Source organism: Orrella marina, from assembly GCF_003058465.1.
Lineage (GTDB): Bacteria > Pseudomonadota > Gammaproteobacteria > Burkholderiales > Burkholderiaceae_B > Algicoccus > Algicoccus marinus.
The window spans coordinates 4,190,976-4,217,081 of record NZ_CP028901.1 but is presented as its reverse complement, the minus strand read 5'-3'; the positions used below and the strand labels follow the sequence as shown (position 1 = coordinate 4,217,081).

Sequence of the window (26,106 nt, the reverse complement as noted above, 5' to 3'; positions counted from 1 at the left end):
GGAAATCTGGCAGACCAGCACTTGTGGAGTTGAGACCGCATAAAGAGTGCTGCGAGCCAGGGACGGTGAAAGCCGCGCCAACCACAGCTGCACAAGCTGACCTGATGGCGATGTAATCAGAAGACGACGATCCGGGCCAACCGGATTGCGCCGTGCAAGTCGGCAACCTGCCCCGAAGCGTCGTGGTATCTCGCTCGGGGCGGAGTCATCCGAGGCGGCATTTTTCATTTGATGGCCATTTGATGGCTATTTGATGAGTGCCGCGCCTGATGACAAATGAAAAGGTATAGATAAACTGACTGGAGCAGCACAAATTATTGATCCAGCTCCATTAATTAACAACGGACGGAGAGAATCATGGACGAATTGAAAATCAACGCGTTGATTGCAACATCCTATAACTTGCACTTCGGTGAGAAAGACGACCACGTTATGACCCCAAGTGAGGCAGCGACGCTAAAACGAGCCGACAAGATTGCACTCGTACACGTTCTACGTGAAAAGGGTGGGAGCGATCTTTTCAGTGCACAAGACGCAGACGAGGCATTCATCACTCTTACTTCCTAATTGCGAACCGTTAGTTCGTGTCGAAATCCTTGATCAGAAAACAACGTTCGATTGGAATAGCTCCCCACAAATCTGCTTGAGGGGCAAGTCAGCATGAGCCGGTATCAAGCCCGGCACGCCTTGATGATGGTGAATGCGCAGTGGTGATGCGCAACCGTAGGCAAAACGAGGTGGTGCTCGGCCTAGAAATGGAAACCAACCATACGGTGCTATTGGGTACGTCAAACGGCTATATGCCTACCTAATCAGCAAGCCGGGATCACCTCCGGTCACCATCATTCCAAAGGAGAAGAACATGTCATGGAAGACAATTTCCATATCCGTCATGAGGCAGGTCTATCAAAACTGCAAACAGATCGGCGAGACAGACATTGAAAAGATCAAATCAAAGATTGATTCGTCTTATCCATTTGGACAAAGAAAGCACTGGCCGTACAAGGCATGGCTCTTAGCAAGGAAAGAGTTTTTCGCGGAAATCGGACTGATCGGCGAACGAAAAACTCAACACGACATCAGGCAAGAGTCGCTTTTCTGAAGGCGAACGCAACCAGGTGGAATCACACCACTTTAAACCCCCCCACAAAATCTTACTCGTGAGAGTCGGACTTGATGGCAGTGAACGTTCAGGCGAAACCCTGCCGCCCGAAAGTCAGGGCCAGCTAAACATGGAGGCCGCTATGTGACCGATCCAGCGAGGGCGTCCGTCATGACGCTTCCTATCACTGCCGGGTGAGTGCAGACCATTGCTCTGGCTTACTAGCAAAGCCAAAACGCCAGCCTGAGTGCGCACAGGCCCATGCCGGACATGGTGAAAGCCGGAACCGCCCTCTCTGTCTGCAGGGCATCACATCATTCACGTCGCGGAGACGATCCCATGTCAAAGAAGAGTTTTGCCGAGGTCCTCACGGATCTACGGTACGGAACCTTGCACGACGAACTCACAGACTCCCTGCAGGAAGTGGTCAACGCCTGCGTCGAGACGGGTAAGGCGGGCAAGTTGCAGTTGACCATCAGCATCAAGCCAGGCAAGAGCGGCGAGCTGGAGATTGCTGACGACATCAAAACCAAGGTGCCCGAACTCACCAAGGGTTCCTCCATCATGTGGGCCACACCAGAAGGCAACCTGACGCGATCAGATCCGCGGCAGATGACCCTCGAAGGCCTGAAGATTATCGGCCAGGAAGACCGGCCGCTGAAAAAGGTGTAAGCAATGCAAGAACTGATATCACAGGCCGATGGACTAGGCCACGCTTTGGAAGTCGGTGCCGCCATAGGTGACGCAAAGGAGGTCGGGCTCGGTTCGTATGCCGTGGTACCGCAAGGGTATGACCTTCGTAGCCTGGAGAAATTCGAGGCGTCCCCGATGCGTAAGTCTGGCGCCGTCACGCTGGAGGATGCAGCAAGCTTCATCCGGTATTTCAACCTCCATGCGATTGAGAGCAGCCAGATCTACGGACGGATCAATCCACCGATGTTCGTGGGCGTACTCGATGACCACGGTGGCGACTATCCGGGGTGGAAAGAGCACCTGGTCAAGTATGCGTGTCCATTCTCGATCGAGTGGAAGGAATGGAGCAGCAAAGACAAGACCGGCATGAGTCAGGAACAGTTCGCCGAGTTCATCGAGCGCAACCTGCCCGATATTGTCGAGCCGCCTGGTGCAGATATGCTGGAGATCTCGCGCAGTCTGCAGGCCAAGAAGAAGGTCAACTTCTCTTCTGGCCTTCGTCTGGCCAACGGGCAGCAAGAGCTGACCTACGAGGAAGAGATCCAGGGCACTTCAGCCAAAGGCAAGCTGCAGATCCCCGAGACCTTCAAGATCGGCATTCAGGTTCTCGAAGGGGGCGCACCGTACGCGATTGAATGTCGCCTTCGGTACCGGATCAAAGATGCAACCCTGGTCATGTGGTACGAGCTGGTCCGGCCGCACAAGATCCTCGAGGACGCCGTAAACGACGTTTGGTCCACCATCGAGCAGCAGACAACCCGACTGATCTACCGAGGCAGCATCTAAGGAAACTGTATGGATAATCAGCACAGACAGATAAAGGGCTATCGAGAGCTCAGCCAGGAAGAGATCGACCTTATGAACCAGATCAAGCAAAAAGGCGCTGAGCTTAGCCAACTGGTCCAGTCTCTACGTGACACTGAAGGCCTTGATCAGCGATGGATCAGCATCGGGGCAACCGATCTACAGACCGGGCTGATGGCACTGACACGTGGTGTTGCCAAACCCACCTTTTTCTAACACCCGCAGCGGTGCTTTGACCCTCAACGGGCGGTGGTGACTGTTGAGGCGAGTACGTGCACCACCTCAACCGGTGAGCTTCTCCGGGCTGGAGAACCGGGGATTGGTATAGCAAAACCCTGATAGGCCAGAGACAGCCGAGGTTTGGTCTCCAGACGGGGGCGGTGCCCGTCCATCACATCAGAAAGGAATCCCCATGGAATACATCAACAGGCCTGCTCAGGCGGCTGTGTCTCTGCTCGCCCGCTGGTTTCCAGTGACCGATGATCCTCGGTTTCAGGAAACGCCCCCATGGGGCTGGACGCTGAGCCTACTGACTGGCATTGCAGTCGTGGTGGCGATGTTTGCCCCGCTCATGTTCGCCAAAGACATCATCGAAATCCTGACGCAGTGGAGCTGACATGGCATCTGTCAACAAAGTCATCATCGTCGGCAACCTCGGACGAGATCCGGAAGTGCGCTACACGTCCTCAGGCGTGGCTGTCTGCAATCTGTCAGTGGCCACCACTGACAAGAGAACCGACAAGAACACCGGCGAAGTCCGAGAGGACACCGAGTGGCACCGAATCTCACTTTTTAACCGTCTGGCTGAGATTGCTGGCGAGTATCTGAAGAAAGGCAGTCAGGTCTACATCGAAGGCAGACTGCGCACCAGAAAGTACCAGGATCACTCGGGAGACGATCGGTACATCACCGAGATCATCGGTCAGCAGTTGCAGATGCTCGGATCCCGTAGCACGGCAGGCGAAAGTGAATCGCCCCCAGGTAAAGCCAGGAGAGGAAAGCCACCAGCTGACGACGCGCCGCAGGATCCCGGCGACCTTGATGATGACATCCCGTTCTGAGATATAGGATGTTAGTGAAAGTGAGGTTGGCGGCCCCATTCAATTCTAAGAGGAACGCTCTATGAGCCTCTCGATATCTTGCGAAATGACGCGCAACTCTGCTGAGATTGCAGACAGATCGCTTTCCCATGAATTGAAGCGAGATTCAAATACCGGAGTATCCCAGTTCTTGATTCCAACGTTCGCTTCAATATCGTTGTTGATGGCTAGCAATGCCCCAGTTAGCGTAGCGATACGTGTTGCTACCGATGGATCAAAATGAACAAGGGATCTTATTTCGATAGCATTCATAAGCGCCAAAGCTGATGAAACGGACGCACTACACGCGCTGTAACAGATTGCTTGGGTAGCATCGGGTAATCCGCAAACACGAAGCCATCGCGCGGCATCCTCAACTCTTTTTATGCATTGTTTCACACAGGGAATCGCTGCGGACGCTTCCAGTATGGATCTATTTCTTATCTCAGAGCTGACTCGACGCTGATCTCTCAAACCAAAATAAAGCGCAACTAACGACGCGACGAAGGTAGAGATAGCGGAGAGTGCAGGCCAAATGTTCCCTCCGTCTGGCCAGCCATGCGCCAGCAGAACGCCAAATCCAAGCAACAACGCAATCACCACTATTTCTGTTCCGCTTGGCTTCATCAGCATCTCCACTTGCTCTGCAGGTCACTGAACCTTCCCTCAATTTACATTAGTTCCTCTCATCCAAAATGCAGAGAGCACATCCTCGTGCAAAGGAAAAAACATGCAACTCATTGACAGCCTGACCCGCGAAGAAGCAATTAATCAGTACCGGGTCGAACAGGCCACAAGCGACTTTCTGCGCTCACAACTGGCGGAAATGCGAGAGCAGATCGAGAAGCTGGAAAAGCAGCTGACCGAAGCCACTCACACCATCGAACTTCGTGGTGCCGCAAACATGCGGTTGTGTGAGGACTACGAGCAGCTGCGCAAGGAGAACGAGCAACTCCGGCGAGAGCTCGAAGCCATTGGGGCCGGTGGTGTGGAAATGATGGGGGCCAGACGGTGAGCAAAGACCAAATAATCGAGATTCTGATGCTGTTGTCAGCGCTGGAGTCGTGGAGCTATTCGACCGGCAAACCGCTGCCTGACTACCTGCGGGACAGTCTGGAGAGGTGCACTGGGAATCTGATCGAAGAGGTGGTGGGATGAGCATAAAAATGCCGGAGCCGGTAACCGCCGACGAAATCAGGTTCGGAATGCGACGAATCGACGCGGATCAGCAGTACATCGAGGTCGAACAAGCTGAAGCCTACGCCCAAGCCGTGCGGGATGAGGCCGAAAAACTATCCAGAGCCAAACATTACGGCAACGGCTACCAAGACGGCTGGAATTCGGCTTTGGAGCAAGCTGCAAAAGCAGCAGAAAGCATTCACCACGATTCTGCGCCCTATTGGGTTGCTCTCAGGATTCGTGAATTGAAAATGGAGCAACCATGACACCAGACCAAGATATGGCCGCTTTTGAGGCGTGGGCATTGGGAAAAGCAGAACTTCACAAAATGCCACGCGGTGAATATGCATCGAGAATTACCCGTGTCATGCTTGACGCATGGCAAGCCCGTGCGGCTTTGCAGCCCGTAATCCCCGAGGGCTGGCAACTCGTGCCGAAGAGACCGACTGAGGAAATGGTTGAAGCGGCAAACAATGGTGACGACGAATACACCTTACGCAACTTCGGCCCTCGTATGCAGCGAGTAATGCAAGGGCCAGAGGATCATTATGTAGCCATGCTCGCCGCCGCACCCAAGCCGGAGGACGCGCCATGACCGACCTGCTCAAACAAATCCTCGTGGCCCTGAAATCCATCGACAACCGCTTGGCAAGGATGGAGCGGCAGCCACAACCCGAGACCCTGCGCTACCCCTCAGACCTGGATGGTGCCCACCACGTAGCCGAGCCGAGAGACCGAATCATGGGGAGACGAAAGTGAAAGACGAACTCACCTCAGCACTCTTTGAATGCGAAACGGCCTACCACCGGATGATGGATGCCGGGAATCGCGCCAACATCAGAGCTTTTGATGCGGCCAGAGACCGGTTTCAGAGCGTGAGAGGCGATTTGGTAGATGCCTTGGCGGGACTGCTCGACGCACTGCCCTCTGCCACCACTCACCCGGCCATCACAAAAGCTCGGGCCGCTCTGGCAAAAATGGGAGTTGATCCATGAATTACACACCCAAGCTCGGATCGATGGCAGACAAGGCAATTAAGGCCATCAAGGAATTCGGGCAACCGATGCCATCACGCATTCTCGCAGACAGGATCGGTGCAGACCGAAGGAACGTCATTTCCCTGCTGGAGTCTGCGGTCCGTCATGGCGTCATCCGCACCGACAAGATCAACAACATTCGATACTACAGGACACCCGAAATGCTGGACTTCACACCAGTCGAGAAATGGGGACCACCCGGTAATGCCAAAAAGTCGGAGCAGGCAGATCGAACTGAGCCCGAGATCACGAACCCAAAAATCAGCGACGCGCCTGCGCAGTCAATGCTTGATCAAGACGAGACCCCGAAATCCGTGCCAGACAAGGGCGATTTCAGCTATGGCTACCACTCGAACGGGAAGATCATGATCAGCAAGGGAGCCGCACACCTGACACTCACGCCAGCCGAGTGCGAGGAGATCTCGGAGTTCATCGAGACGATGATGCGCTTTCACAAGTGGAGGGCAGCATGAAGGCAGTCCGAAAGCCCGGTCATCCGACCTACTACACACGTGGATCCCGCAGGCATACAGTACTGATCTGGTTGTGCCTGGCTTTCCTGATCGGGGTGGTGCTATGGAAGTAGCCACCCGCAACAGCAACTTCTTTATTCGACACATGGCCCCATCCGGGCCATTTTCTTTGCCGCTGCCCGGTACGTTTATCCGCCCGGTTGGATTCGGGTACCGCTACTGCATCGAGGTCGTGAGCGCGTCAGAAGCTGACAGTCTTGTGACTGTGACCGGAATCCGGTGGGGACTCGATCACGACGACCAGCCCCTCGATGACGGACACAAAAGCCGGGCGTCGGTCAGCCGCCTGCGCCGGATCAGTCACGACACCTGGCAGCACGAATCGGACTTGACGCAAGGGTGGGCCAGACGAATGACACCCCGATTCTGGCAGCGCATTGAGGGCAGACAATTGGAGCTTTTCTGATTCATGAAAGTCTACGGATGGAGTGCCACGAAACTCGCTCGCGTCTACTCGGTACCGGAACTCATTGAGCTTCGCGAGAAGGTCCGAAAAGAGCACTATGCGCCCAATGGAATCTACCTGTACGACAAGAAAGGGCAACGAAAACTGGAGGCTATTGGATGGGCAATCTATTACCACCACAAGGGGGATGCATGAGCGGGGCAAAAGTATCGCAACCCGACACCAGTGATTGCCTTGTTCTCGTGATCGAGAAGAAAAGAAAAACATTTCATCAAGGAAAACCACCCACGCCCAGGCTGCGACACGTCCAGCCCGGGCAGATCGTCTACCTAGCGCATGAGGACCGCCCCCGCCTGCTGCTGGATATGGACGATCACTTTGGATATTTCGAAGGGCTGCAGGCCAGTATCGGACACGAGGTCAAGGAGACGGGGATGGTATTTGGTGAAGGCGGATGGAGGGTCGAATAATGAACGCAGGGCTGACGCGCCAGCAACTATGCGCTACGTTGCAAGTATCAGAATCAACCGTAAGGCGACTGGAACAAGCTGGCATGCCAGTAATGCGGGCTGGCCCAAGATCGCCACGCTATGATTTACCAGAAGTCAAAAAATGGCTCAAGGAACAGGGATGTCAATCTGGACAGACAAGCAAGGCCGTCTCCATGTCGGAATCATGGTCGGCGGCAAACGCATTCACAGACGCCTACCGGAAGGTGCATCTGCGCGTGACGCCAAGCTCCTAGAGGCTGAGCTATTGCGTGCAGCCAATAGAAAATCCCCGTCCATACCAGGCGACCCGCCAATGGCGTCAATCATGGGTCTATACATGGCCCATGCTGACACCCTGCGAAGTCCTGATACAGCCAAGTTCCATGCGATGCGATCTGGGCAATGGCTTGAAGGCGTTAGAGCAAGCGAGGCATCTGTCGCAATGGCCAAGATGGCCAAGGACATGCGAGGCCACTACGCGCCAGGCACCATCAACCGAAGTCTCGGAGCGGTCAAGGCTGCGCTGAAACTGGCCTTTCGCAGCGGCATGATTCCGGAGGACTACGGCTCGAAAATCACCCGACTTCCAGAGAACAACGAGCGCCACCTGTACCTGTCGATCGAAGAGGTCAAGCGCCTGGCGGACTGCTGCAGCGAGCAGGTACGGGCCGCTGTCTGGATCGCGCTACTGACGGGATGCCGACGAGGTGAGATCCTGAAAATGCAGCCAGGTGATATTCAGGAAGGTCGACTAAGGATCAGGGCAGGAAACACAAAAACCCTGAGAGAAAGGACTGTGCCAATTATCCCTGTGTTGAGACCATGGCTTGAGTATCTGCCACTGCAGATCAATGCGGAAGGATTGAAGACTGGATTTCGCCGTGCAAGGGAAAAGGCAGAGATGCCTCACGTTCACTTTCATGATCTGCGTCACTCGTGCGCAAGTCTCTTGATCAACATGGGCGTGTCGCTTCACGTGGTCAAAGAGATCCTTGGACACACGACGATCAAGACCACAGAAAGATACGCACACCTGGACGTCGAGCGCCAGCAAGAGGCGCTGATGATGCTGTCAAAAGCGGTGGACGCTGCCTGAAATTACACCCAGAATTACACCGGAATAAATAAGCAGAATTCGAGATTCCCGTAATTCTTTGATTTTATTGGTGGGCGGTACAAGGTTCGAACTTGTGACCCCTGCCGTGTGAAGGCAGTGCTCTACCACTGAGCTAACCGCCCTGAGCGATCGCCGGAATCGGATCAGGTGTTGTCGAACAGACAACGAGGTCGAATTATACATGCCCCGCAAAAGTTCGCCACAGCGTCTTGCCGTCCGATGCTTTGTCCAGTGCCTCGAGGTAAGCACCATGAGCCTGAAGCTCCTGTTCGCTCACCGAGATAGCAGGCAGCTCATAATGCTTGCCATTGTGATTTGCGCGCTCCAGACGAGATGCCTCATCGTATTCCTCGATCGCCAGACTGTCCTGACCACGCGTCATGGCCAGCCAGACCTCGGCAAGTAACTGGGAATCAAGCAAAGCACCGTGAAGCGTTCGATGCGCATTGCTAATGCCGTAACGATCACACAATGCATCCAGCGAGTTGCGCTTGCCCGGATGCAGGGATTTCGCGTGCACCAACGAGTCTGTCACTTCGGGGCAAAAGGTCTTGAAGGACTTCTTGCCGATTTTCCCGAGTTCAGCATCCAGAAACTTGAGATCGAACGGCGCATTGTGAATGATGATCTCTGCATCACCCACATAATCGAGGAACTCGTCGACCACGTCCTTGAAACGCGGCTTGTCCGACAGAAAATCAGTCGTCAGCCCGTGGACTTCAAGCGCGCCTGGATCGCTTTCACGATCCGGATTCAAGTACACATGGAAATCTCGCCCGGTCAAAGAACGGTTCATGACTTCAACCGCCCCGATCTCAATAATCCGGTGCCCGGTGTCCGGGTCCAGACCCGTGGTTTCCGTATCAAGTATTACCCAGCGCATGGCGCTCCTTTCAAATCTGTGTGACTTGGACCGAAAATACAGTTCTGGCAACCCGCCTGGTGCCCGGCGGACCAGTTTGCCAATATCGTATTGTCGCTCAATGTGCCGGATGCTCGTGCCTGCCTGATGTGGCCGCCTTAGGCTCCTCGATTTCACCACGGACCTGACGGCTGGCAATCAGCGTGTAAGCAACTGGTACGACATAGAGCGTCAGCAGCGTTCCGACAGTCAGACCGCCAACCAGCACCCAACCGATCTGGGAGCGGGACTCTGCACCCGCACCCGTTGCCAGCGCCAGAGGCACGGCGCCCAACACCATCGCACCTGTGGTCATCAGGATCGGCCGCAGCCTGAGCACGCTCGCCTCGATGACCGATTCAGCCATTTCCTTTCCCGATTCCCGTAACTGGGTAGCAAACTCTACGATCAGGATTCCGTGTTTGGTGATCAGCCCCACTAGTGTCACCAGACCAATCTGGCTGTAGATTGACAAGGTGCCGCCTGTGAACCACAGCGCCAGCAACGCGCCAGTGATCGACAAAGGCACTGTCAGCATAATGATGAATGGATTGCGCCAGCTTTCAAACTGGGCTGCCAGCACCAGATAAATGAACACCAGTGCCATCCCGAACACCAGATAGATGCCAGAGGACGCATCCCGGAACTCGCGCGACTGGCCGTCCAGATCAAGCTGAACCGTGGGCGGGAACATATCCCTTGCAACGCTGGTCATCTGATCCAGCACCTCACCCATGGTATACCCGGGCGTGATGGTGGCCTCGACCTTGACCGCACGCAAGCGGTTGAAGTGATTCAGAGACTGGGGCGACACGGTTTCCTCCACCCTCGCAACGTTGTCCAACTGCACCATGCCACCATCGCGGGCCCGGACATAGATCCCTGAAATATCAGTCGGCTCATCCCGCTCACTGCGAGCCACCTGAACGACAACTTCGTACTGTTCACCGTCCTGTTTGAAGCGAGTCACCTGACGTCCACCGAGCATAGTTTCAAGCGTGCGCCCCACCACACTGACATCCACACCCAGGTCTGCAAGCTTGTCCCGGTCAACAATCACACGCAACTCAGGAGTGTTCATGCGCAGGTCCATCTGCAGGTTGCCTAGCCCAGGATAGCTCCCGAGCTCATCCATGAAACCGTTAACCATCTCGTACAGTTCTTCGTACGGAGCCTGACTCATGATGACAAACTCGATCGGACGCGATGTCGCCCTAAGCCCGAATGATGGTGGATTGGTCGGAAACGCCCGCACGCCTGGCAACTCTCCGAACTTGGGGAACAGCTGATTGGTAATGTCCTGCTGCTTGGTTTCACGTTCTTCCCACGGCTTGAGCCGAAGAATTGCAAATCCGTCAGCAACCGTCGGAAACCCGACAATCAGCTGTCTGGCCTGCGCGTCTTCCACCTGCGCGTAGATCTGGTCAATTTTTTCTGCGCTTGCAAGCGTATGGCTCAGTGTTGAACCTTCCGGCCCGGAAATCACTCCGAAGATCACACCACGATCCTCTATGGGCGCCAGTTCGCTCTTGATGTTCGAGAACAGGAAAACACTGCTTGAAGCAACCGCCAGGCCGATCACAACCACCAGAAGACGGTTGCCCAGGGCCGCAGTGAGACTCTTGCGGTAGAGTGAGTTCAAACCGTTCAGCCAACCTTCGATGAGGTTGTAGAGCCAGCCGTGCTGTGTCTCATGCTTGAGCATGCGAGAACACATCATGGGGGTCAAGGTCAACGCGACAAACCCGGACACCAGCACGGCACCCGCCAGTGCCAGCGCAAACTCGATGAACAACCGACCCGTGCGGCCTGTTGCAAACGCCAGCGGCGCGTACACAGTCACCAGCGTGAGGGTCATGGCAATCACGGCAAATGCAATTTCTCGAGATCCCTGAAACGCAGCCTGTACGGGCTTCATTCCCTCTTCGATGTGACGGTAGACGTTTTCCAGCACCACGATAGCGTCATCGACCACCAGCCCAATGGCCAGCACCATGGCCAGCAGGGTCAGCGTATTGATCGAGAACCCGAACGCGTACATAAGGGTGAAAGCCCCGATCAATGACACCGGAATTGTCACGATCGGAATGAGACTCGCCCTGAAACTCCTCAAGAAAAAGAAAATCACCAGGATTACAAGCACAACCGCTTCAGCGATCGTCACATACACCGACTGAATCGACTTTTCAATAAAGACCGATGTGTCGTACGAGACAATCAACTCCATGCCCGAGGGCAGAGTCTCGTTGATCCGGGCCACTTCTTCGCGCACCGCCGCAGAAAGGTCCAGCGGATTGGCCGTCGACTGTTTGACAACACCCACGTTCAACGCCGTCTGGCCGTTGTATCGAGCAGTAATCCGTTCATTCAAAGGCAGGATGCTGACGTCGGCCACGTCACCCAGACGCACCGGATACCCCTGGGAAGAGGCAACAACCACCTCGCGAAACTGGTCAGCAGAAGACAGGTCGGTCGAGGACACAACCGAGAATTCCCTGGCATCAGACTCGATCCTTCCCGCCGGAATCTCGACGTTCTGCGAACGCAGCGCTGACTCGACGTCCTGCACCGTCAATCCGTACGCGGCAAGCCGGTCCCGATCGACATTTATCCGCATCGACGGCTCGCGCGCCCCAAAAATCCTGACCTCGGCCGCACCGGGCAAGACAGACAGCCTTGAGGTCACATACTTGTTCAGATAATCGGTCGCCTCCATGGCTGACATGTCGCCTGCATTGACCGCCATGTAGATGACAGGCCTGGAATCGGCTTCAACCTTGGCGATGATCGGCTCGTCAATTTCTTCAGGCAACGTTCGCCTTGCCCGGGAAACTTTGTCACGCACTTCTGCCGCGGCAGCATCCGGATCACGACTCAGGTCAAACGTGATGTTGATCTGGCTGCGTTCAGCCCGGCTGCGCGACGTCATCAGCCGGACGCCTTCAATGCCGGAGATCTGGTCTTCCAGGGGTTTGGTCACCCTCGACTCGATCACCTCGGGCGAGGCCCCCTTGTAGGTGGTATCAACCGAGACAACCGGCTCGTCAATATTCGGATACTCGCGAACCGTCAGGCGCGAATAGGACATCAGGCCGATCAAAACCACCGCAAGCGAGAGCACACTCGCAAAAACCGGACGCCGGATACAGATGTCAGACAGGATCATGATGCAGTCCCGCCCACAGACGCGGCTTTCTCTGCAGCATCTGTCGCGACTTGCGAGGCCGTTCGGGGTTCGCCAAGAATATTCACTGTGGCACCATCACGTATACGCTGCAACCCTGAGACAGTCACCTGATCGCCAGCCTGCAAGCCCGCGACAATCTCAACCAGTCCGCCACGACGCTCACCGATTTCCACCGGCACCTGCTCGGCAATACTGTCGGTGACTCTGTACACGAACTGTCTCTGCCCTGATGGAGACAGTGCGGTTTCCGGAACGACGATTGCGTCACCGGCCTGGGTAATCAATTGCACCCGGGCAAACATGCCGGGAAACAGCAATCCATCCTGATTGTCCACGTTGGCACGCACCATGACCGAGCGACCACCGGCTTCGACCAAGGGACTGACTGCATACACCTCCCCCAGGAACTGCCTCTGCGGGAGCGCGTCGACATTGATCTCCAGCGTCTGACCGACCTGAATATCAGAAACATAGCGCTCCGGCAGACGGAAGTCTGCCTTGAGCACTTCGATCGACTCCAGCGGTGCAATGTCCTGCCCAGGGCTCAGGTACTCACCGATTGAAACCTTGCGCAGACCGACCACTCCGTCAAATGGCGCAACGATCCGTGTTTTATCCAGTCGAGCCTTGGCAAGCTCGATGGCTGCCTGCTGGAGTTGCAAGGCAATGCTGGCGTCCTCTCTGGCCTCCTTGCTGACAAATCCGGCTGTCTGCAGGCGCTGGGAACGATCAAAGCGCGATTGTGCAAGCGCCAGATTGGCTTCGGCCTGGGCCAGCTCGGCGCGCGGAACCGAATCATCGAGCTCCACCAGCACGTCACCCTGACTCACCGGCTGACCTTCCTCAAAATTGATCTTCGCGATTCGCCCGGAAATTTCCGCACTGATGACAATCGACTCGGCCGATCGCAAATTCCCGATCGCACTCAGTCCTCGCGGGAAACTGACCTCTTCAACCACCGCGATTTCGACTGGCACGGCGGGCGCAGCGCGCGCTGGCGCGGCCGGCGCGGGTGAAGAGGCGGCAACACCTGACGTGGCTGCAGGACCACTCAGCCCAATCATCGGCAACCAGACAGGGGAATAATAGCCAGCTGCAAGGCCAGCACCAAGCAACACCACGGATGCAAGGATTCGATTTGAAGTTTTCATGGGAGGGGATTCTTTACAGACAGACGTGAGCCGGGGGACGGCACCCAGCGTTTTCTTATAGCACTAATACCCGGTTTGTTGATCAGCAATCCCGCACCCTCCACCTCCCCAACATTCTGTACACCCAGGAGATACTGCGCATCGGCCACACTATTTTGATGAACGGCAACACCAATTTGACACGCGTTAAAGACGGCGAGCCTTCTCGACGCCCTGATTGGCGAGTTCGTCAGCCCGCTCATTGCCAGGGTCGCCGTCGTGACCCCGCACCCATCGCCAGTCGATCGAATGCTGACCCGCCAGCACATCGAGCTCCTGCCAGAGGTCTGCGTTCTTGACCGGTTGCTTGCTGGCGGTTCGCCACTGACGCGCCTTCCATCCTGATATCCATTCGGTCATTCCTTTCTGGACATACTGAGAGTCCGTATGCAAGACGACCTGACATGGGCGCTTGAGCACTTTTAGAGCCTCGATGACCGCCTGAAGTTCCATCCGGTTGTTGGTTGTGTCACGTGCACCGCCAGACAACGTCTTTTCTTTCCCGCCACTTCGCAACAGCACCCCCCAGCCGCCAAGGCCCGGATTACCCTTGCAGGCACCGTCAGTCCAGATTTCTACTTTCGCCATAAATCAATATCAAAGGAATGAATGAGGAACAACCTGAGCGCCGACCAACCAGAAAAGAGAATGAGCGTCGTGAATCTCAGGATCGCAATGAAGGAGCACCAACATGGAACAGCCGGTCCTGAACCCATCGCAGGACGTGTTGTGGACGCGGGCAGTGAGCATAACCGCAATGTCTGGCGCGAGTCACTGGGCCGGCAAAACACATGGCACATGGCACATGGCACGTAGCACGTGGCACGTCGCACGTCGCCGTTCAGCCTTTGCGGGAGACGACGCCTGCTGCTGCACGTGCGGTCCGGCGCTGGGACTTGCGCTTCCATGCTGGCGTGATGAGTCGCATACCGGCAACCCGCTTGACTGCCGACACGAGGTAAACTGAACCGAAGATTGGCCACCACCGGTCACCCGCTTTTTCCATGAACGCAAACCGGTCCAGCCATTTCTGACTCCCGACTGCAGGCGCGTAGCATCCGAAGTGCCCTCGATCGATCTCGAACGACAGTAACCGCAACCAGTCCTTCAGTCGCGCAGGTGAAACGCCCCCCGCCTCCCCTGACGGAAACCAGGGTGAAAGTCCAGGCAGACAGTTTCTCAGCCCCCAGAGACTCCACGGATTGAATCCCACAATGACCAGTCGGCCTTCTGGCACGAGCACCCGCTGCGCCTCACGCAAGACCATGTGCTGATCCTCGGCACTGCTGAGTGTATGGGCCAGTACCAGCAGATCGATACTATTTCCGTCAAAGGGCAGCTGCTCGGCCTCGCACAACACACTGGCCTGCCAGCGATCGCTGACCTCCTTTCTCAATCGTGCCGGTCCGGCATAGACTTTGAAAGGCATCCGGTTGGCAGCCAGGTAGTCAAACTCGGGCAGTCCGTACTGGACCGCCCTGAACCCGAATACATCTGCAACCAGGTTGTCGATCCGTGCCTGCTCCCAATTCCGGACATAATGACCAACATCACTGTCAAACCAGCGCTGCAGTTCTACAATTGGAGGCTTGACTTCTGATTCCATGGATATCCTGACGTGACACGATCAAACGACACAATGGTTAACATCCGGCCTGTCCGCGCCTTCACCGACAACTACATCTGGCTTGTTGAAGACGGCAAGCACGCAGTCGTTGTCGACCCTGGACAAGCCGAACCGGTGCTTCATGCGCTCAGGCAGGACAATCTGATACTGACCGCCATTCTACTCACCCATCACCACCAGGATCATGTCGGCGGGGTTCTGGAACTCATCGAGCACACTCGTGTCCCAGTCTATGGTCCTGCCATGGAACAGCTCCCGGCCTGTGACGTGCCGTTATCCGAGGGCGACCGGATCGAGCTGACCGAGCCGGCGCTCTCGCTAGAGGTCATTGACGTACCCGGCCACACTGCCGGACACATCGCACTTTATGGTGACAGTGTCGGCGGCAAACCGGTCCTCTTCTGTGGTGACACCCTGTTTGTTGCGGGCTGTGGCCGACTGTTCGAGGGAACCCCCGAGCAGATGCTATCCTCGCTCGACAAACTGTGTGCCCTGCCCGGGGACACTCAGGTCTTCTGTGCGCACGAGTACACCCAATCCAATCTCAAATGGGCTCGCACCGTCGACCCTGACAACGAGTCGCTCATGGAAATGGAGCAACTGGTGCGGGCTGTGCGCGAGATCAACCAGCCATCGGTGCCTTCAAGGATCAGTGTTGAAAAACGCTGCAATCCATTCCTGCGCAGTCGTGATGCAACCATCGCGCAGGCAGCCCAGACATGGGCCGGGCAGGCACTGACCACACCTGTGGACGTCTTTGCCGCCCTCAGAGAATGGAAAAACAGGTTCTAATTGGACTGATGAACGTAATCAAACACACACTGCAAACACTACTGAAGTTGTCCCGCTGGGCTGGTCTGGTCATGGTGATCGCCGTCGCAGGATGCTCAACGATCGATCAACGCGAACCTGGTGCTGAACTGACCACCCGCAGCATCGACCTGACGCGCGAGCCGATTGATGTCTGGGATCGCATCAGACGAGGCTTCGCCGTTCCAAATCTCAACTCGGATCTGGTTGACAAGTGGACCGCATACTATGCCGCGCATCCCAAATCCCTCCAGCGCATGGCGGACCGCTCTGGGAAGTACCTCTATTACATCGTCGATGAAATCAACCGGCGTGGACTGCCGACCGAACTGGCGCTATTGCCGTTTGTAGAAAGCGCCTACAACCCGAATGCCTATTCAAGAGCCCACGCGTCGGGGCTGTGGCAATTCATCCCAAGCACCGGAACCGCATTCGAACTTGAGCAAACCTGGTGGCGCGACCAGCGACGTGACCCGGTCGCTTCCACCAACTCTGCACTGGACTACCTGGAGTATCTGTTCGAATACCAGGGCGACTGGTTCCTTGCTTTCGCGTCTTACAACTGGGGCGAAGGCTCAGTCAAACGCGCGATTGCCAAGAACGAAGCAGCCGGAAAACCCACTGACTACCTGTCTTTGAGAATGCCAAGCGAAACGGCCAACTACGTGCCCAAGCTGCAGGCAATCAAAAACATCATTGCAGACCCGGAAAGATACGCCGTCATTCTGCCTATTGTGGATAACGAACCCTATTTCGTAACACTCAAGAAGGATCAGGACATCGATGTAGTGATTGCCGCCCAGCTGGCCGAGATGCCACTCGAAGAGTTCAAGGAACTCAACCCATCGTACAACCAGGGGGTGATTCTCGCTGATTTGCAACCGGAAATCCTCCTGCCACGAGAAAAGTTAGCCACTTACCTGGCCAATCTGGCCCAGTATCAAGGCGATCTGAGCAGCTGGGAAAAGTACCTTGCCAGCGATGGCGAAAGTCTCTCTGCGATTGCCAGTCAGTTTAATGTGCCCCTCGAGACGCTTCGACGCGCCAACGATCTCAAACGTAACCAGTCCAGCATCGCGGGCACGCAGCTGCTCATCATTCCTGGTCCGACCGTGATCGAGTCGATTGCTGCGGCCGATGTACGCTCACCGGTACGCGTATATCGAGTCAAGCGAGGCGACACCCTGTCATCGATTGCGCGACGCAATCAGACAAGCGTCGCTTCGCTTCAGTCTTTCAATAACTTAAAATCTACCCGGTTGCGCGTTGGTCAGCGTCTGCGGATTCCAGGCTAGTGCCAGACCACACTTGTAATCAAGGCAGACATTCATCCAGGACTTCATCCGGGCCTTTCATGAGGCCCGGTCAGATACTCATCACTTTAACGGCAGCCGGTTGACGCCATTCATGCTTTGACCGGCTGCTCGCACCGACATTCAATCAGGAACAGAACATGGGATTTTTAAAAGGCAAACGAATTCTGGTAACCGGCGTACTATCTGACCGGTCAATCGCCTATGGCATTGCGCAGGCCTGCCATGCTCAGGGAGCGGAACTTGCCTTCACATACGTCGGCGATCGCTTCAAGGAACGCGTTCAGGGCTACGCCAGTCAGTTCAACAGTTCCATCGTCCTGCCTTGTGATGTATCCGAGGACGCCCAGATCGAAAGTACGTTTGAAACGCTTGGCCAGCAATGGGATGGTCTGGACGGACTGGTGCATTCGATCGGATTTGCACCGCGCGAGTCCATCGCTGGCGAATTCCTGGATGGTCTGTCACGCGAAGCGTTTCGTGTTGCCCATGACATTTCTGCCTACAGCTTTCCGGCGATGGCCAAGGCTGCACTACCCATGATGAAAGACCGCCGGGGTGCACTGCTGACCCTGACCTATCTGGGCGCCGAGCGGGTAGTCACCAACTACAACACCATGGGTCTGGCCAAAGCCTCGCTCGAAGCCAGTGTGCGTTACCTGGCCAGCAACCTCGGCCCGATCGGTATTCGTGTGAATGGCATCTCGGCTGGTCCCATCAAGACGCTTGCGGCCAGCGGCATCAAGGACTTCTCGTCAATTCTGAAGTTTGTTGAAAGCAATGCGCCGCTGCGTCGCAATGTGACCATTGAAGACGTGGGCAATGTGGCGGCTTTCCTGCTGTCAGATCTGGCAGGGGGTGTCACGGGCGAGATCACTCACGTTGATGCCGGGTTCTCCACGGTCGTGCCTGGCGGCTGACCTGCTTTGTGACGTAGTCTGTCTGGCTGGTTGCCAGGCAGACTACTCTCAAGACGCCAGCGCTGTGCACACAGTTGTTTGCGTCAGGCCGTCGATTTTCTGGACGGCCACACGTTTATCCCGACTGGTCTGCCCGGAAACCAGCGTCACCGTCGTACGTGGCACGTCAAGCTGCTCACCGAGCCAGTGCAGCAGTGCCTCATTTGCCTTTCCATCCACGGCGGGCGCGCGAACTGCAATCTTGAGTCGGTCACCGTGCTCGCCCACGACCCCGCTTCGTCGTGCACCGGGCTGTAGTCGAATTCTCAACAACCATGCCTGCGCGGACTCATCAAGCCAGACTGGCTTTTCCAATACCCCTGCTCCCCTTAAACACTCGCACCGGTCGGCCCGGCCTGCCAGTTACCAATCGTTTGCGTGCACATCCCGGACACCTCAGGACAGCCAGACGTTGAACAGGGCACCGGCACCGCCCACCCCTAGAATCACATAGACCGGATTCACGCGTGTCAGCAAAATGATCAGAAACGACACCACCGCCAGTGTGATGGTCAACGGACCCGAGATGGCCGCCTTGGCCACCGCATAGACGCCAGAACACATCAAACCGATCGAGATCGGCTCGAGCGCGCTTTGCACCGCGCGTCGCCATGGCGTGTCGCCAATTCGGGTCCAGATCCGGCCAACCCAGAAACACAAAAAACTCGACGGAAAGAAAAACGACAGACCAACAATCGCTGCTCCAAACAACCCGGCGATCTGGTAACCGAACACCAGCACCATGGTCATGTTGGGCCCAGGAGCGAGTTGTCCGACGCTATAGACGTGGACAAACATGTCCGAGCTGATCTGGTAACGCTGCAGCAGCACTTCCTGCATCTCGTGCAGGACGGCCGTGCCGCCCCCGACCGCGAGCACCGACAACATGCCGAAGGTCAGAGCAAGGTGAATCAAAGCTGCCATGATGACTATCCCTTGCGTGGGCGGTAAACAAAGATCGCGACCGGCGCCATGATCAGCAACACCATCGGCAGCGAGAGATTGACGATACTCATCAGTACAAAGGTAGCAATCACGATGATCAATGGCTTGACATGTGTGAGCTGGTTCTTGCCGATTCGGTAGGTGATCGCCGAAAGCAGGCCTGTGGCGGCAGCAGCAACCGCTGTCAGCAGCAGGTTCGCCATCGGGTGGTCGGCGTTTTTAATGTAGACCAGTCCGACCACCAGTACGAAGGTACAACCGGGCAGCAGCAAGCCCAGTACGGCAATCACAGAACCGATTACCCCGCGCAGTTTGTCACCGGCCAGCACCGCCAGGTTGACCGCATTCAGACCCGGCATGGTCTGGCTGATCGCCAGTGCTGCCATGAACTCGTCATCCGTGAGCCAGCGTTTTTTTTCAGTCAGGAGGATTTTTTCGTAGGCGATAATGCCACCCCCGAAGCTGACTGCACCGATAATCAGAAACTGCAGGAAGATCTCCCACAAGCCCGGACGGTTACGTTGATCCGGGTTTCTCGTTTCCTGGGCATCTGTCTTGCGGCCACCGGGTCCCGGTGGTGCCACTTGCGCCGATTGTTCTGGAGATGTCATCAGCTGATTCACTCAGGTTTGCCATAGACCATCGCGGTCTTGGTGGTTCCTGGCGCGAGCCAGTGGTGGATGGCCAGTTGCAGATCCCGAAAAAAGACGTTGGCACGCTTGTGAGCTTTCTTGTCCTCACGGTTCTGATCATTCACACGGTACGCAAACGCAAGCTCACCAATAATGGGTTCGCCCACTGAACGCATCCAGATCGCGAGATCACAGTGCGCCTGCACCCGGTCTCCGAATACCAGATTACCCAGCGGCAGGCTGGCCTCGAGAATCTTGTTGGCGGCCCCACCGACAATCCGTACCGGCAAGTTCTTGTCTAGCCCCACCCGTGCCAGATCCGGATAGATCTTGATGACACCTTCCCAGGTTCGCTCAAAAATACTCTCGATCGGAATCGAATCCAGAATCGAGTTATTGGAATAGATGCAGCGAGTGGTACCCAGCCCATCCCCGCGCAAGATCTCCTCCTTGAGCCGCAGGCGATGCTTGTGCGGGGTGTCCGGAACTGGCTGGAAGGACTGAGACGCCTTGAGCGTAGGTGCACGACACTTCAGTGTCACTTCACACCAGTCGTCAACCCATACATTCTGCCGCGATTCGCGCACCCGCAAGATCAGATGATTGTGTCGAAGCTCTTCGCCGGGCGTGTCAAAAAAGTAAACGTTACGCAGACCCGTGTCGGCGTTGTCCAGATGAAAGAACTCAACCCCTTCCTTGTCGCAGAAGGCGCGAACAAGCCCGATCAACTGATTGACCTTGCTGCGCCTGTCCAGACCTTCGGGATCGAGCAATAGCTTGAATTCCCGGTTGGTGATGCGTTTATCAAATTCGGTCGGCAGTTTATGCTCTTCAGACTGGCTCATGCTTGTTGGCTCTGTTAGCTTTGTTGTTTTGCAGGTGTCCATTATGCGGTATCACGGGACTTCTCAACAGTGTCTGAATTGCAATTTCAATGCATGCGCTGCCGATGCAAACGCCCATGGCCCATGGCCTGTCAGCAGCCATTGCAGACAGTACCGTGCCCATGGCGAACGAGTGCAGGTCAACATGAGAACCCATACCCATGATTTACGATAGCGAAAATCTTTCCAGTCAGGAATTGCCCAGAGAGAGTTGAGTATGAGCGAGACCCTTTTGTATAACGCCCGTCTGCCAGACGGCCGACAACAGATGTCGATCCTGATCAAGGATGGTCGGATCAAAGCCATTGAGCCGGACGCCACGCTGGCAGACACCATTGTCGCTTCGCGTGAGGATCTGCGAGGATATCTGGTGAGTCCTTCATTTGTGGATGCTCACTTTCACATGGACTCGACACTGCGATACGGGCAACCCAGAGTCAATCAGAGCGGCACCTTGTTCGAAGGTATCGAGATCTGGCGCGAACTCAAGCCTGCACTTGCCCGCGACCAGATTATCCAGACAGCGACCCGCTACTGCCAGTGGGCGGTTGCCAACGGATTGCTGGCCATCCGCAGCCACGTTGACATCAGCGATCCAAAACTGCTGGCAGTCGAGGCCCTGCTCGAAGTCCAGCAAGCCGTACGGCCCTATCTGGACCTTCAGCTTGTCGCATTTCCGCAAGACGGTCTGTTACGTCGGCCCGGGTCGCTTGAACAACTTGAGCGTGCACTCGACCTGGGCGTCAATGTGGTTGGTGGCATTCCACATTATGAGAGAACGAGCCAGGAAGGTGCACGCAGCATCGAGATCCTGTGCGAGCTCGCCGCCAGACGCGCCCTCATGATAGACATGCACTGCGACGAAACCGATGACCCATGGTCACGCCACATCGAGACACTTACCTTTCAGACCCAGCGCTTTGGCCTTCAGGGGCGTGTCACCGGTTCCCATCTGTGCTCCATGCACAGTATGGACAATGACTACGCACACAAATTAATCAGTCTCATGGCCGAGTCCAGGATGCGTGTGGTCTCCAACCCCCTGATCAACATGACCCTGCAGGGTCGCCGCGATACTTATCCCAAGCGACGCGGACTCACCCGGGTCCCCGAACTGCTTGGCGCCGGTGTGGAGGTCGCATTCGGTCAGGACTGTGTGATGGATCCCTGGTATGGCATGGGTTCGGCAGACATGCTCGAAGTCGCTCACATGGGGCTGCACGCCACTCAAATGACCAGTCGGGCTGCCATCGAGCAGTGCTTCGCGGCGGTGACCACTCGGGCCGCGACCGTGATTGGCATTCACGATCACGGTCTGGAACCGGGATGCAGAGCCAACCTGGTCGTCCTACAGGCCCATGATGTCGTCGATGCCATCCGGCTCAGAGCAACTCGCCTGGCGGTTTACCGTGACGGTCGCTGTGTCAGCCGGACACCGGCAAGACAGGCCACACTCGAGTGGGACGAGAAACCCGTTTTGATTGACTGGCTGAGAGATGCGGGTGAAGGCTGAAACCGAGCGCAGTGACAGCCGCTACCAGGCGGGCCCACCCTTCACCTCCCGAATCTGTGCGGCCTTGATCTTTGGATCAAGGCTACTGAGCTTGCTCAGATAACCACCGTCCCCAAGGGTTCTGAGGGTGCCATGCAGACGCAGTTTCTGCAGCACAATTTCATTGGCCTCTGCCAGAACCAGACGACACTGGCGCTCACGCAGTTCATCAATCACATCGTCAAGTGCCTGCAAGGCGGTTTCGTCCACAAACGGAACCCGGGACAGATCCAGCACCCATACACGTACCGGTTTCGGCAGGGTGCGCGAGGCATGCTCGATCATGCCCACCGCGGCAAAGAAAAGCGGACCTTCGACCCGGCTGACCCGGTAGCCATCTTCCTCGCGGATAGTCTGCATGCGAACGGTCTGCGCCATGCGTCGCATGAAGTGCAGAATGGCGAGAATCACACCGACATTGACAGCCACAACCAGATCGACGAACACCGTCAACAACAAGGTGACCAGCAGGATCACCCGGTCAGCGACTGGCGCACGCGCAAGCATCATCCGGATCCGATGCACCTCGCTCATGTTCCAGGCCACCACAAACAGAATGGCAGACAGGCAAGACAGCGGGATGTTGTATGCCAGCGGGGCGAGTGCGATCAACACGCCCACCAGCGTCAGTACATGAAACACACCAGCAACTGGACTGTTCCCACCGTTGCGGATGTTGGTCGCAGTGCGGGCAATCGCACCGGTTGCCGCAAATCCGCCAAAAAACGGGACCACCATGTTGGCAATCCCCTGCCCGATCAGCTCCTGGTTGGCATCGTGACGTGTGCTGGTCATCCGGTCCGCAACGACTGCCGACAGCAGTGACTCGATGGCGCCCAGCATGGCGATCGTGAACGCGGGCGCCACCAGCAGTGTCACCTTGTCAAAGCTCAGATCAGGAAGCCCGAAAGCAGGAAGCCCCTGCGGGATACCACCAAAAGCCGATCCGATTGTTGCCACGCCATCAAACTTCAGGCCTGACTGGATCAGGGTTGCCAGAACCAGCACGATCAGTGGACCGGGCACTCGTTTGAGCACATGAATTCGAGGGGTGACATACAGCAGTACCAGACTGAGCACACCAATGGCGAGTGTTGGCCAGTGCGTCAGGTGAACGCGTTGCAACACGTGCCAGATCTTCTGGTGAAACTGGCCCACTGGCGGGTGTGGAATCCCCAGGAAGTCCGCCCACTGACCCGTGAAAATGATGATCCCGATACCCGCGGTGAAACCAATAATGACCGGTGCCGGGATGAATCGGATGACGCCCCCCATGCGAAACAAGCCCATCGCCAGCAACATGGCACCCGCCAGCAAGGTGGCGATTTGCAGCCCCTCGATTCCGTACTGTGACGTGATGCCCGCGAGCACCGCGATGAAGGCACCTGTGGGCCCGGCGATCTGCAGACGACTGCCGCCAAAGAGTGTGACGAGCAGTCCGGCAATGATGGCAGTGTAAAGTCCTTGCTCGGGCCGGGCACCCGACGCAATCGCAAAAGCCATCGACAGCGGCAGGGCCACGACACCCACAACCAGACCAGCGATGATGTTGCGTGTCCAGTTCGAAGCCTTGTACAGCCCGGCTCGCCGAGCCTCCAGTAGGGCGATCATTCACGCCTCCAATCAAAAGCAAACGAAAGCAAAAGCCCGTCAGCTCATGTCCAGCCGATATCCTGGCTGCAGACTGGACCACGCAACTGGCGCCATGACAGAAAAAACTGTCTGCAAAACACCCGCTGGCCTGGCCACCCGGTCGGGCCAGCGCTAACCCTCTGATTCACCAGGATTGCCAGCAGTGACAGCAGACCAGACCAGAACCCTTCACGCACAAACACTCAAAAACCCGCAATGCAAGGCAGAAATCAAGCTGCGCAGATGCCATAATCAGAAAATCTTGGCATGGAGACCATCGAATCGCGCTCTGTCCTGGAGAGTGATTTCCAGATGTTTGATTGCCTGATGTGTGACTGAGTGTAACGCTGCCAGACACCTTCGCGTCAAGGTTAGCTTGTGCAGCCATCACCCTACCGGAGAAAAACATGAAACAAGCACTGGTATCGCTGAGTGCAACCGAGCAGCGTCAGCTGATTGGACGCAAGGACATATCCCCTGTGGAGCTAGTCAAAGCCCACATCGCCCATATCGAATCCTGCAACCCCGGGGTCAACGCCATTTGCGCCACTGACTTCGACCGGGCGTTAACCACTGCACAGGCAGCCGAGCAAGCCGTCATGAACGGCGAGCGACTTGGCCCTCTGCATGGACTGCCGGTCGGTATCAAGGATCTGACCGAAACAGCGGGTCTGCTCACAACTTATGGCAACACCGGTTACACCGCCAACGTCCCAACCCATGACAACTCGATGGTCGCAAGACTGAGAAATGCCGGTGCCATCATTCTGGCTAAAACCAATACGCCTGACATGGGAGCCGGCGCCAACACCCGAAATGCTGTCTGGGGAGCAACCGGCAACCCGTTCAATCCCAAACTGAATGCGGGTGGCTCGTCTGGTGGCTCCGCAGCCGCGCTTGCTACCGACATGTTGCCACTGGCTTCTGGCACAGATGTCGGGGGCTCGCTACGCATTCCAGCTGCCCTGTGTGGTGTGGTCGGCATGCGCCCGACACCGGGCATGATCGGGCAGGACGGTCGCAAGCTTGGCTGGGCCGTTCTCAACACCATAGGCCCCATGGCACGCAACGTGCGCGACACGGCACTGTTGTATGCGGCGAGCATGGGAGAGGATCGCCTTGATCCACTGGCATTTCCGGCGGATCCCTCCACGGTCTGGCCGGTCCAGCCAGTCGACCTGTCCACGCTCAGGGTCGGATATACCGAAGATTTCGGGTGCTGCGCAGTCGATCCGATGATCCGGCGCGTGTTCGGACACCGCATCAACGCCATCGCTCATCATGTGAAGTCATGCGAACCTGTCAGCCTGGATCTCGGGGACGTTCACCGTGCCTTCGACATTCTGCGCGCAGAAGGGTTTCTTGCACAAATGGCCGAGACCTATCAGAACAACCCTGATGCACTCAGTCCCAATGTACGCGCCAACATGGATATCGCCAGCAAGCTGACGCTGGCCGATCGCGCCTGGGCGCATATCGAGCAGACCAATCTGATGCAGCGCTTTGCCCGCGCGTTTCGCGAGTACGACATCATCATCTCGCCCACCACACCGGTCACCCCCTTCCCGTGGAGCCAGTTGTATGCCGACAGTATCGACGGCCAGACCATGGGCAACTATTACCAGTGGCTGGCACTGACCTACGTCGTGACCTTGAGCACCCATCCTGCGCTGTCGCTTCCGGTGGGACTGGACGAGGCAGGCATGCCATTCGGCATGCAGCTCATCGGACCGATGTACCAGGACGGACGTCTGCTGGCGAGCGCTCACGCGCTGGAGATGGCGTTTGGCCGCGATCCGAAACTCGCGCGTCCGCTTCCGGTCCTGAGTAGTCTCACCCAGGACCGGGCCAGCCTGAAATCAATTGTCACCCATCCTCCTGCAGTCTGACGAAAACGCGTCTGACCAGCGCTTGCCAGCGCTTGTCCAGCCTGGTCAGACGCTTGCCTCTTTGATCAGGACTCGCCTGCCCCCGTCTCCCAAACCCCGGGCCCGGTCACAATGTGACTTTTTCGATCCTCACGAAACTCAGCA

General features: G+C 56.5%; 34 protein-coding genes and 1 tRNA gene. 23 read left to right on the top strand and 12 right to left on the bottom strand.

What is annotated here, in order from left to right; translation table 11 throughout:
• Positions 1–357 precede the first annotated feature (357 nt).
• The 6 genes from DBV39_RS19235 to ssb all read left to right on the top strand — a co-directional run bounded on the left by DBV39_RS19235 (position 358) and on the right by ssb (position 3,660).
• A complete protein-coding gene (locus DBV39_RS19235; protein WP_108622982.1) occupies positions 358–567 on the top strand; it encodes a hypothetical protein in 210 nt (69 codons plus the stop codon).
• A gap of 874 nt (positions 568–1,441) precedes the next feature.
• A complete protein-coding gene (locus DBV39_RS19225; protein ID WP_108623392.1) occupies positions 1,442–1,774 on the top strand; it encodes a hypothetical protein in 333 nt (110 codons plus the stop codon).
• A 3-nt stretch (positions 1,775–1,777) separates the two neighbouring features.
• Positions 1,778–2,581: a DUF2303 family protein gene (locus DBV39_RS19220; protein WP_108622980.1), complete on the top strand. Its 804-nt coding sequence runs from the start codon at positions 1,778–1,780 to the stop codon at positions 2,579–2,581.
• Between the two features lie 9 nt (positions 2,582–2,590).
• Positions 2,591–2,815 (top strand): Acb2/Tad1 domain-containing protein, encoded by a 225-nt coding sequence (locus DBV39_RS19215; RefSeq protein WP_108622979.1) that lies wholly within the window; start codon positions 2,591–2,593, stop codon positions 2,813–2,815.
• A 196-nt stretch (positions 2,816–3,011) separates the two neighbouring features.
• Positions 3,012–3,215: a hypothetical protein gene (locus tag DBV39_RS19210; protein ID WP_108622978.1), complete on the top strand. Its 204-nt coding sequence runs from the start codon at positions 3,012–3,014 to the stop codon at positions 3,213–3,215.
• 1 nt (position 3,216) lies between these two features.
• The gene (ssb, locus tag DBV39_RS19205; protein WP_108622977.1) at positions 3,217–3,660 is read left to right on the top strand and encodes a single-stranded DNA-binding protein; all 444 of its coding nucleotides are present in this window, start codon (positions 3,217–3,219) and stop codon (positions 3,658–3,660) included.
• A 45-nt stretch (positions 3,661–3,705) separates the two neighbouring features.
• On the opposite strand, the gene DBV39_RS19200 is transcribed toward ssb, so the two are convergent.
• Positions 3,706–4,305, bottom strand: a complete 600-nt coding sequence (locus tag DBV39_RS19200) for a hypothetical protein (RefSeq protein ID WP_159079051.1) — start codon at positions 4,303–4,305, stop codon at positions 3,706–3,708.
• 103 nt (positions 4,306–4,408) lie between these two features.
• Here DBV39_RS19200 and DBV39_RS19195 point away from each other — a divergent pair, with 103 nt between their 5' ends.
• From DBV39_RS19195 to DBV39_RS19155, 11 genes are all read left to right on the top strand, one after another.
• Complete coding sequence (locus DBV39_RS19195) at positions 4,409–4,693, top strand: hypothetical protein (protein WP_108622975.1); 285 nt, start codon at positions 4,409–4,411, stop codon at positions 4,691–4,693.
• Positions 4,690–4,836 (top strand): hypothetical protein, encoded by a 147-nt coding sequence (locus tag DBV39_RS19640; RefSeq protein WP_159079050.1) that lies wholly within the window; start codon positions 4,690–4,692, stop codon positions 4,834–4,836. Before DBV39_RS19195 ends, DBV39_RS19640 begins: the two co-directional genes overlap by 4 nt.
• Positions 4,833–5,123 carry a hypothetical protein gene (locus DBV39_RS19190; RefSeq protein ID WP_159079049.1) on the top strand — a complete coding sequence of 97 codons (291 nt, stop codon included), beginning with the start codon at positions 4,833–4,835 and terminating at the stop codon, positions 5,121–5,123. Before DBV39_RS19640 ends, DBV39_RS19190 begins: the two co-directional genes overlap by 4 nt.
• The gene (locus DBV39_RS19185; RefSeq protein WP_108622973.1) at positions 5,120–5,452 is read left to right on the top strand and encodes a hypothetical protein; all 333 of its coding nucleotides are present in this window, start codon (positions 5,120–5,122) and stop codon (positions 5,450–5,452) included. The genes DBV39_RS19190 and DBV39_RS19185 overlap by 4 nt, the downstream gene beginning before the upstream one ends.
• Positions 5,449–5,616 carry a hypothetical protein gene (locus DBV39_RS19635; protein ID WP_159079048.1) on the top strand — a complete coding sequence of 56 codons (168 nt, stop codon included), beginning with the start codon at positions 5,449–5,451 and terminating at the stop codon, positions 5,614–5,616. Before DBV39_RS19185 ends, DBV39_RS19635 begins: the two co-directional genes overlap by 4 nt.
• Entirely contained in the window at positions 5,613–5,852 is a 240-nt protein-coding gene (locus DBV39_RS19180) for a hypothetical protein (RefSeq protein ID WP_108622972.1), read from the top strand. Before DBV39_RS19635 ends, DBV39_RS19180 begins: the two co-directional genes overlap by 4 nt.
• Complete coding sequence (locus DBV39_RS19175; RefSeq protein WP_108622971.1) at positions 5,849–6,367, top strand: hypothetical protein; 519 nt, start codon at positions 5,849–5,851, stop codon at positions 6,365–6,367. Before DBV39_RS19180 ends, DBV39_RS19175 begins: the two co-directional genes overlap by 4 nt.
• Positions 6,368–6,470: 103 nt before the next feature.
• Positions 6,471–6,833: a hypothetical protein gene (locus DBV39_RS19170; protein ID WP_108622970.1), complete on the top strand. Its 363-nt coding sequence runs from the start codon at positions 6,471–6,473 to the stop codon at positions 6,831–6,833.
• A gap of 3 nt (positions 6,834–6,836) precedes the next feature.
• Positions 6,837–7,028 (top strand): hypothetical protein, encoded by a 192-nt coding sequence (locus tag DBV39_RS19165; RefSeq protein ID WP_108622969.1) that lies wholly within the window; start codon positions 6,837–6,839, stop codon positions 7,026–7,028.
• Positions 7,025–7,303: a hypothetical protein gene (locus DBV39_RS19160; RefSeq protein WP_108622968.1), complete on the top strand. Its 279-nt coding sequence runs from the start codon at positions 7,025–7,027 to the stop codon at positions 7,301–7,303. The genes DBV39_RS19165 and DBV39_RS19160 overlap by 4 nt, the downstream gene beginning before the upstream one ends.
• 160 nt (positions 7,304–7,463) lie before the next feature.
• Complete coding sequence (locus tag DBV39_RS19155) at positions 7,464–8,420, top strand: tyrosine-type recombinase/integrase (RefSeq protein ID WP_108622967.1); 957 nt, start codon at positions 7,464–7,466, stop codon at positions 8,418–8,420.
• A gap of 68 nt (positions 8,421–8,488) precedes the next feature.
• Here DBV39_RS19155 and DBV39_RS19150 read toward each other — a convergent pair.
• From DBV39_RS19150 to rnhA, 5 genes are all read right to left on the bottom strand, one after another.
• Positions 8,489–8,563, bottom strand: a tRNA-Val gene (locus DBV39_RS19150).
• 53 nt (positions 8,564–8,616) lie between these two features.
• Positions 8,617–9,324, bottom strand: a complete 708-nt coding sequence (dnaQ, locus tag DBV39_RS19145) for a DNA polymerase III subunit epsilon (RefSeq protein WP_108622966.1) — start codon at positions 9,322–9,324, stop codon at positions 8,617–8,619.
• A 97-nt stretch (positions 9,325–9,421) separates the two neighbouring features.
• The gene (locus DBV39_RS19140; RefSeq protein WP_108622965.1) at positions 9,422–12,508 is read right to left on the bottom strand and encodes an efflux RND transporter permease subunit; all 3,087 of its coding nucleotides are present in this window, start codon (positions 12,506–12,508) and stop codon (positions 9,422–9,424) included.
• Positions 12,505–13,680 carry an efflux RND transporter periplasmic adaptor subunit gene (locus DBV39_RS19135; protein ID WP_108622964.1) on the bottom strand — a complete coding sequence of 392 codons (1,176 nt, stop codon included), beginning with the start codon at positions 13,678–13,680 and terminating at the stop codon, positions 12,505–12,507. The genes DBV39_RS19140 and DBV39_RS19135 overlap by 4 nt, the downstream gene beginning before the upstream one ends.
• A 186-nt stretch (positions 13,681–13,866) precedes the next feature.
• Complete coding sequence (gene rnhA, locus DBV39_RS19130) at positions 13,867–14,307, bottom strand: ribonuclease HI (protein ID WP_108622963.1); 441 nt, start codon at positions 14,305–14,307, stop codon at positions 13,867–13,869.
• 60 nt (positions 14,308–14,367) lie between these two features.
• On the opposite strand from rnhA, the gene DBV39_RS19125 reads away from it, so the two are divergent.
• Positions 14,368–14,535 carry a hypothetical protein gene (locus DBV39_RS19125; RefSeq protein ID WP_159079047.1) on the top strand — a complete coding sequence of 56 codons (168 nt, stop codon included), beginning with the start codon at positions 14,368–14,370 and terminating at the stop codon, positions 14,533–14,535.
• Positions 14,536–14,560: 25 nt separating this feature from the next.
• Here the strand turns inward: DBV39_RS19125 and DBV39_RS19120 are convergent, their stop codons facing one another.
• Complete coding sequence (locus DBV39_RS19120) at positions 14,561–15,325, bottom strand: class I SAM-dependent methyltransferase (RefSeq protein ID WP_108622961.1); 765 nt, start codon at positions 15,323–15,325, stop codon at positions 14,561–14,563.
• A gap of 33 nt (positions 15,326–15,358) precedes the next feature.
• On the opposite strand from DBV39_RS19120, the gene gloB reads away from it, so the two are divergent.
• The 3 genes from gloB to fabI all read left to right on the top strand — a co-directional run bounded on the left by gloB (position 15,359) and on the right by fabI (position 18,389).
• Positions 15,359–16,138, top strand: coding sequence for a hydroxyacylglutathione hydrolase (gene gloB, locus DBV39_RS19115; protein WP_108622960.1), 780 nt, complete (start codon positions 15,359–15,361; stop codon positions 16,136–16,138).
• Positions 16,139–16,179: 41 nt separating this feature from the next.
• On the top strand, positions 16,180–17,451 hold the full coding sequence (locus DBV39_RS19110; protein WP_407669298.1) for a LysM peptidoglycan-binding domain-containing protein: 1,272 nt from the start codon (positions 16,180–16,182) through the stop codon (positions 17,449–17,451).
• A 158-nt stretch (positions 17,452–17,609) separates the two neighbouring features.
• A complete protein-coding gene (fabI, locus tag DBV39_RS19105; protein ID WP_108622959.1) occupies positions 17,610–18,389 on the top strand; it encodes an enoyl-ACP reductase FabI in 780 nt (259 codons plus the stop codon).
• Between the two features lie 48 nt (positions 18,390–18,437).
• Here fabI and DBV39_RS19100 read toward each other — a convergent pair whose 3' ends face one another.
• From DBV39_RS19100 to DBV39_RS19085, 4 genes are all read right to left on the bottom strand, one after another.
• Positions 18,438–18,743 carry a DUF167 domain-containing protein gene (locus DBV39_RS19100; RefSeq protein ID WP_108622958.1) on the bottom strand — a complete coding sequence of 102 codons (306 nt, stop codon included), beginning with the start codon at positions 18,741–18,743 and terminating at the stop codon, positions 18,438–18,440.
• Between the two features lie 81 nt (positions 18,744–18,824).
• Entirely contained in the window at positions 18,825–19,352 is a 528-nt protein-coding gene (locus DBV39_RS19095) for a chromate transporter (protein WP_108622957.1), read from the bottom strand.
• Between the two features lie 5 nt (positions 19,353–19,357).
• On the bottom strand, positions 19,358–19,984 hold the full coding sequence (locus DBV39_RS19090) for a chromate transporter (protein WP_159079046.1): 627 nt from the start codon (positions 19,982–19,984) through the stop codon (positions 19,358–19,360).
• An 8-nt stretch (positions 19,985–19,992) separates the two neighbouring features.
• Positions 19,993–20,850: a CYTH domain-containing protein gene (locus DBV39_RS19085; protein ID WP_108622955.1), complete on the bottom strand. Its 858-nt coding sequence runs from the start codon at positions 20,848–20,850 to the stop codon at positions 19,993–19,995.
• Between the two features lie 256 nt (positions 20,851–21,106).
• Here DBV39_RS19085 and DBV39_RS19075 point away from each other — a divergent pair, with 256 nt between their 5' ends.
• Entirely contained in the window at positions 21,107–22,402 is a 1,296-nt protein-coding gene (locus tag DBV39_RS19075) for a cytosine deaminase (protein WP_108622953.1), read from the top strand.
• Positions 22,403–22,423: 21 nt separating this feature from the next.
• On the opposite strand, the gene DBV39_RS19070 is transcribed toward DBV39_RS19075, so the two are convergent.
• Positions 22,424–24,052 (bottom strand): SulP family inorganic anion transporter, encoded by a 1,629-nt coding sequence (locus DBV39_RS19070; RefSeq protein WP_108622952.1) that lies wholly within the window; start codon positions 24,050–24,052, stop codon positions 22,424–22,426.
• Between the two features lie 428 nt (positions 24,053–24,480).
• On the opposite strand from DBV39_RS19070, the gene DBV39_RS19060 reads away from it, so the two are divergent.
• Positions 24,481–25,962, top strand: a complete 1,482-nt coding sequence (locus tag DBV39_RS19060) for an amidase (RefSeq protein ID WP_108622950.1) — start codon at positions 24,481–24,483, stop codon at positions 25,960–25,962.
• Positions 25,963–26,106 lie beyond the last annotated feature (144 nt).

Coding starts and splice junctions, on each gene's coding strand:
- DBV39_RS19235 (WP_108622982.1), top strand. CDS start 358: ATGGACGAATTGAAAATCAACGCGTTGATTGCAACATCCTATAACTTG.
- DBV39_RS19225 (WP_108623392.1), top strand. CDS start 1,442: ATGTCAAAGAAGAGTTTTGCCGAGGTCCTCACGGATCTACGGTACGGA.
- DBV39_RS19220 (WP_108622980.1), top strand. CDS start 1,778: ATGCAAGAACTGATATCACAGGCCGATGGACTAGGCCACGCTTTGGAA.
- DBV39_RS19215 (WP_108622979.1), top strand. CDS start 2,591: ATGGATAATCAGCACAGACAGATAAAGGGCTATCGAGAGCTCAGCCAG.
- DBV39_RS19210 (WP_108622978.1), top strand. CDS start 3,012: ATGGAATACATCAACAGGCCTGCTCAGGCGGCTGTGTCTCTGCTCGCC.
- ssb (WP_108622977.1), top strand. CDS start 3,217: ATGGCATCTGTCAACAAAGTCATCATCGTCGGCAACCTCGGACGAGAT.
- DBV39_RS19200 (WP_159079051.1), bottom strand. CDS start 4,305: ATGAAGCCAAGCGGAACAGAAATAGTGGTGATTGCGTTGTTGCTTGGA.
- DBV39_RS19195 (WP_108622975.1), top strand. CDS start 4,409: ATGCAACTCATTGACAGCCTGACCCGCGAAGAAGCAATTAATCAGTAC.
- DBV39_RS19190 (WP_159079049.1), top strand. CDS start 4,833: ATGAGCATAAAAATGCCGGAGCCGGTAACCGCCGACGAAATCAGGTTC.
- DBV39_RS19185 (WP_108622973.1), top strand. CDS start 5,120: ATGACACCAGACCAAGATATGGCCGCTTTTGAGGCGTGGGCATTGGGA.
- DBV39_RS19635 (WP_159079048.1), top strand. CDS start 5,449: ATGACCGACCTGCTCAAACAAATCCTCGTGGCCCTGAAATCCATCGAC.
- DBV39_RS19175 (WP_108622971.1), top strand. CDS start 5,849: ATGAATTACACACCCAAGCTCGGATCGATGGCAGACAAGGCAATTAAG.
- DBV39_RS19170 (WP_108622970.1), top strand. CDS start 6,471: ATGGAAGTAGCCACCCGCAACAGCAACTTCTTTATTCGACACATGGCC.
- DBV39_RS19165 (WP_108622969.1), top strand. CDS start 6,837: ATGAAAGTCTACGGATGGAGTGCCACGAAACTCGCTCGCGTCTACTCG.
- DBV39_RS19160 (WP_108622968.1), top strand. CDS start 7,025: ATGAGCGGGGCAAAAGTATCGCAACCCGACACCAGTGATTGCCTTGTT.
- DBV39_RS19155 (WP_108622967.1), top strand. CDS start 7,464: ATGTCAATCTGGACAGACAAGCAAGGCCGTCTCCATGTCGGAATCATG.
- dnaQ (WP_108622966.1), bottom strand. CDS start 9,324: ATGCGCTGGGTAATACTTGATACGGAAACCACGGGTCTGGACCCGGAC.
- DBV39_RS19140 (WP_108622965.1), bottom strand. CDS start 12,508: ATGATCCTGTCTGACATCTGTATCCGGCGTCCGGTTTTTGCGAGTGTG.
- DBV39_RS19135 (WP_108622964.1), bottom strand. CDS start 13,680: ATGAAAACTTCAAATCGAATCCTTGCATCCGTGGTGTTGCTTGGTGCT.
- rnhA (WP_108622963.1), bottom strand. CDS start 14,307: ATGGCGAAAGTAGAAATCTGGACTGACGGTGCCTGCAAGGGTAATCCG.
- DBV39_RS19125 (WP_159079047.1), top strand. CDS start 14,368: ATGAGCGTCGTGAATCTCAGGATCGCAATGAAGGAGCACCAACATGGA.
- DBV39_RS19120 (WP_108622961.1), bottom strand. CDS start 15,325: ATGGAATCAGAAGTCAAGCCTCCAATTGTAGAACTGCAGCGCTGGTTT.
- gloB (WP_108622960.1), top strand. CDS start 15,359: ATGGTTAACATCCGGCCTGTCCGCGCCTTCACCGACAACTACATCTGG.
- fabI (WP_108622959.1), top strand. CDS start 17,610: ATGGGATTTTTAAAAGGCAAACGAATTCTGGTAACCGGCGTACTATCT.
- DBV39_RS19095 (WP_108622957.1), bottom strand. CDS start 19,352: ATGGCAGCTTTGATTCACCTTGCTCTGACCTTCGGCATGTTGTCGGTG.
- DBV39_RS19090 (WP_159079046.1), bottom strand. CDS start 19,984: ATGACATCTCCAGAACAATCGGCGCAAGTGGCACCACCGGGACCCGGT.
- DBV39_RS19085 (WP_108622955.1), bottom strand. CDS start 20,850: ATGAGCCAGTCTGAAGAGCATAAACTGCCGACCGAATTTGATAAACGC.
- DBV39_RS19075 (WP_108622953.1), top strand. CDS start 21,107: ATGAGCGAGACCCTTTTGTATAACGCCCGTCTGCCAGACGGCCGACAA.
- DBV39_RS19070 (WP_108622952.1), bottom strand. CDS start 24,052: ATGATCGCCCTACTGGAGGCTCGGCGAGCCGGGCTGTACAAGGCTTCG.
- DBV39_RS19060 (WP_108622950.1), top strand. CDS start 24,481: ATGAAACAAGCACTGGTATCGCTGAGTGCAACCGAGCAGCGTCAGCTG.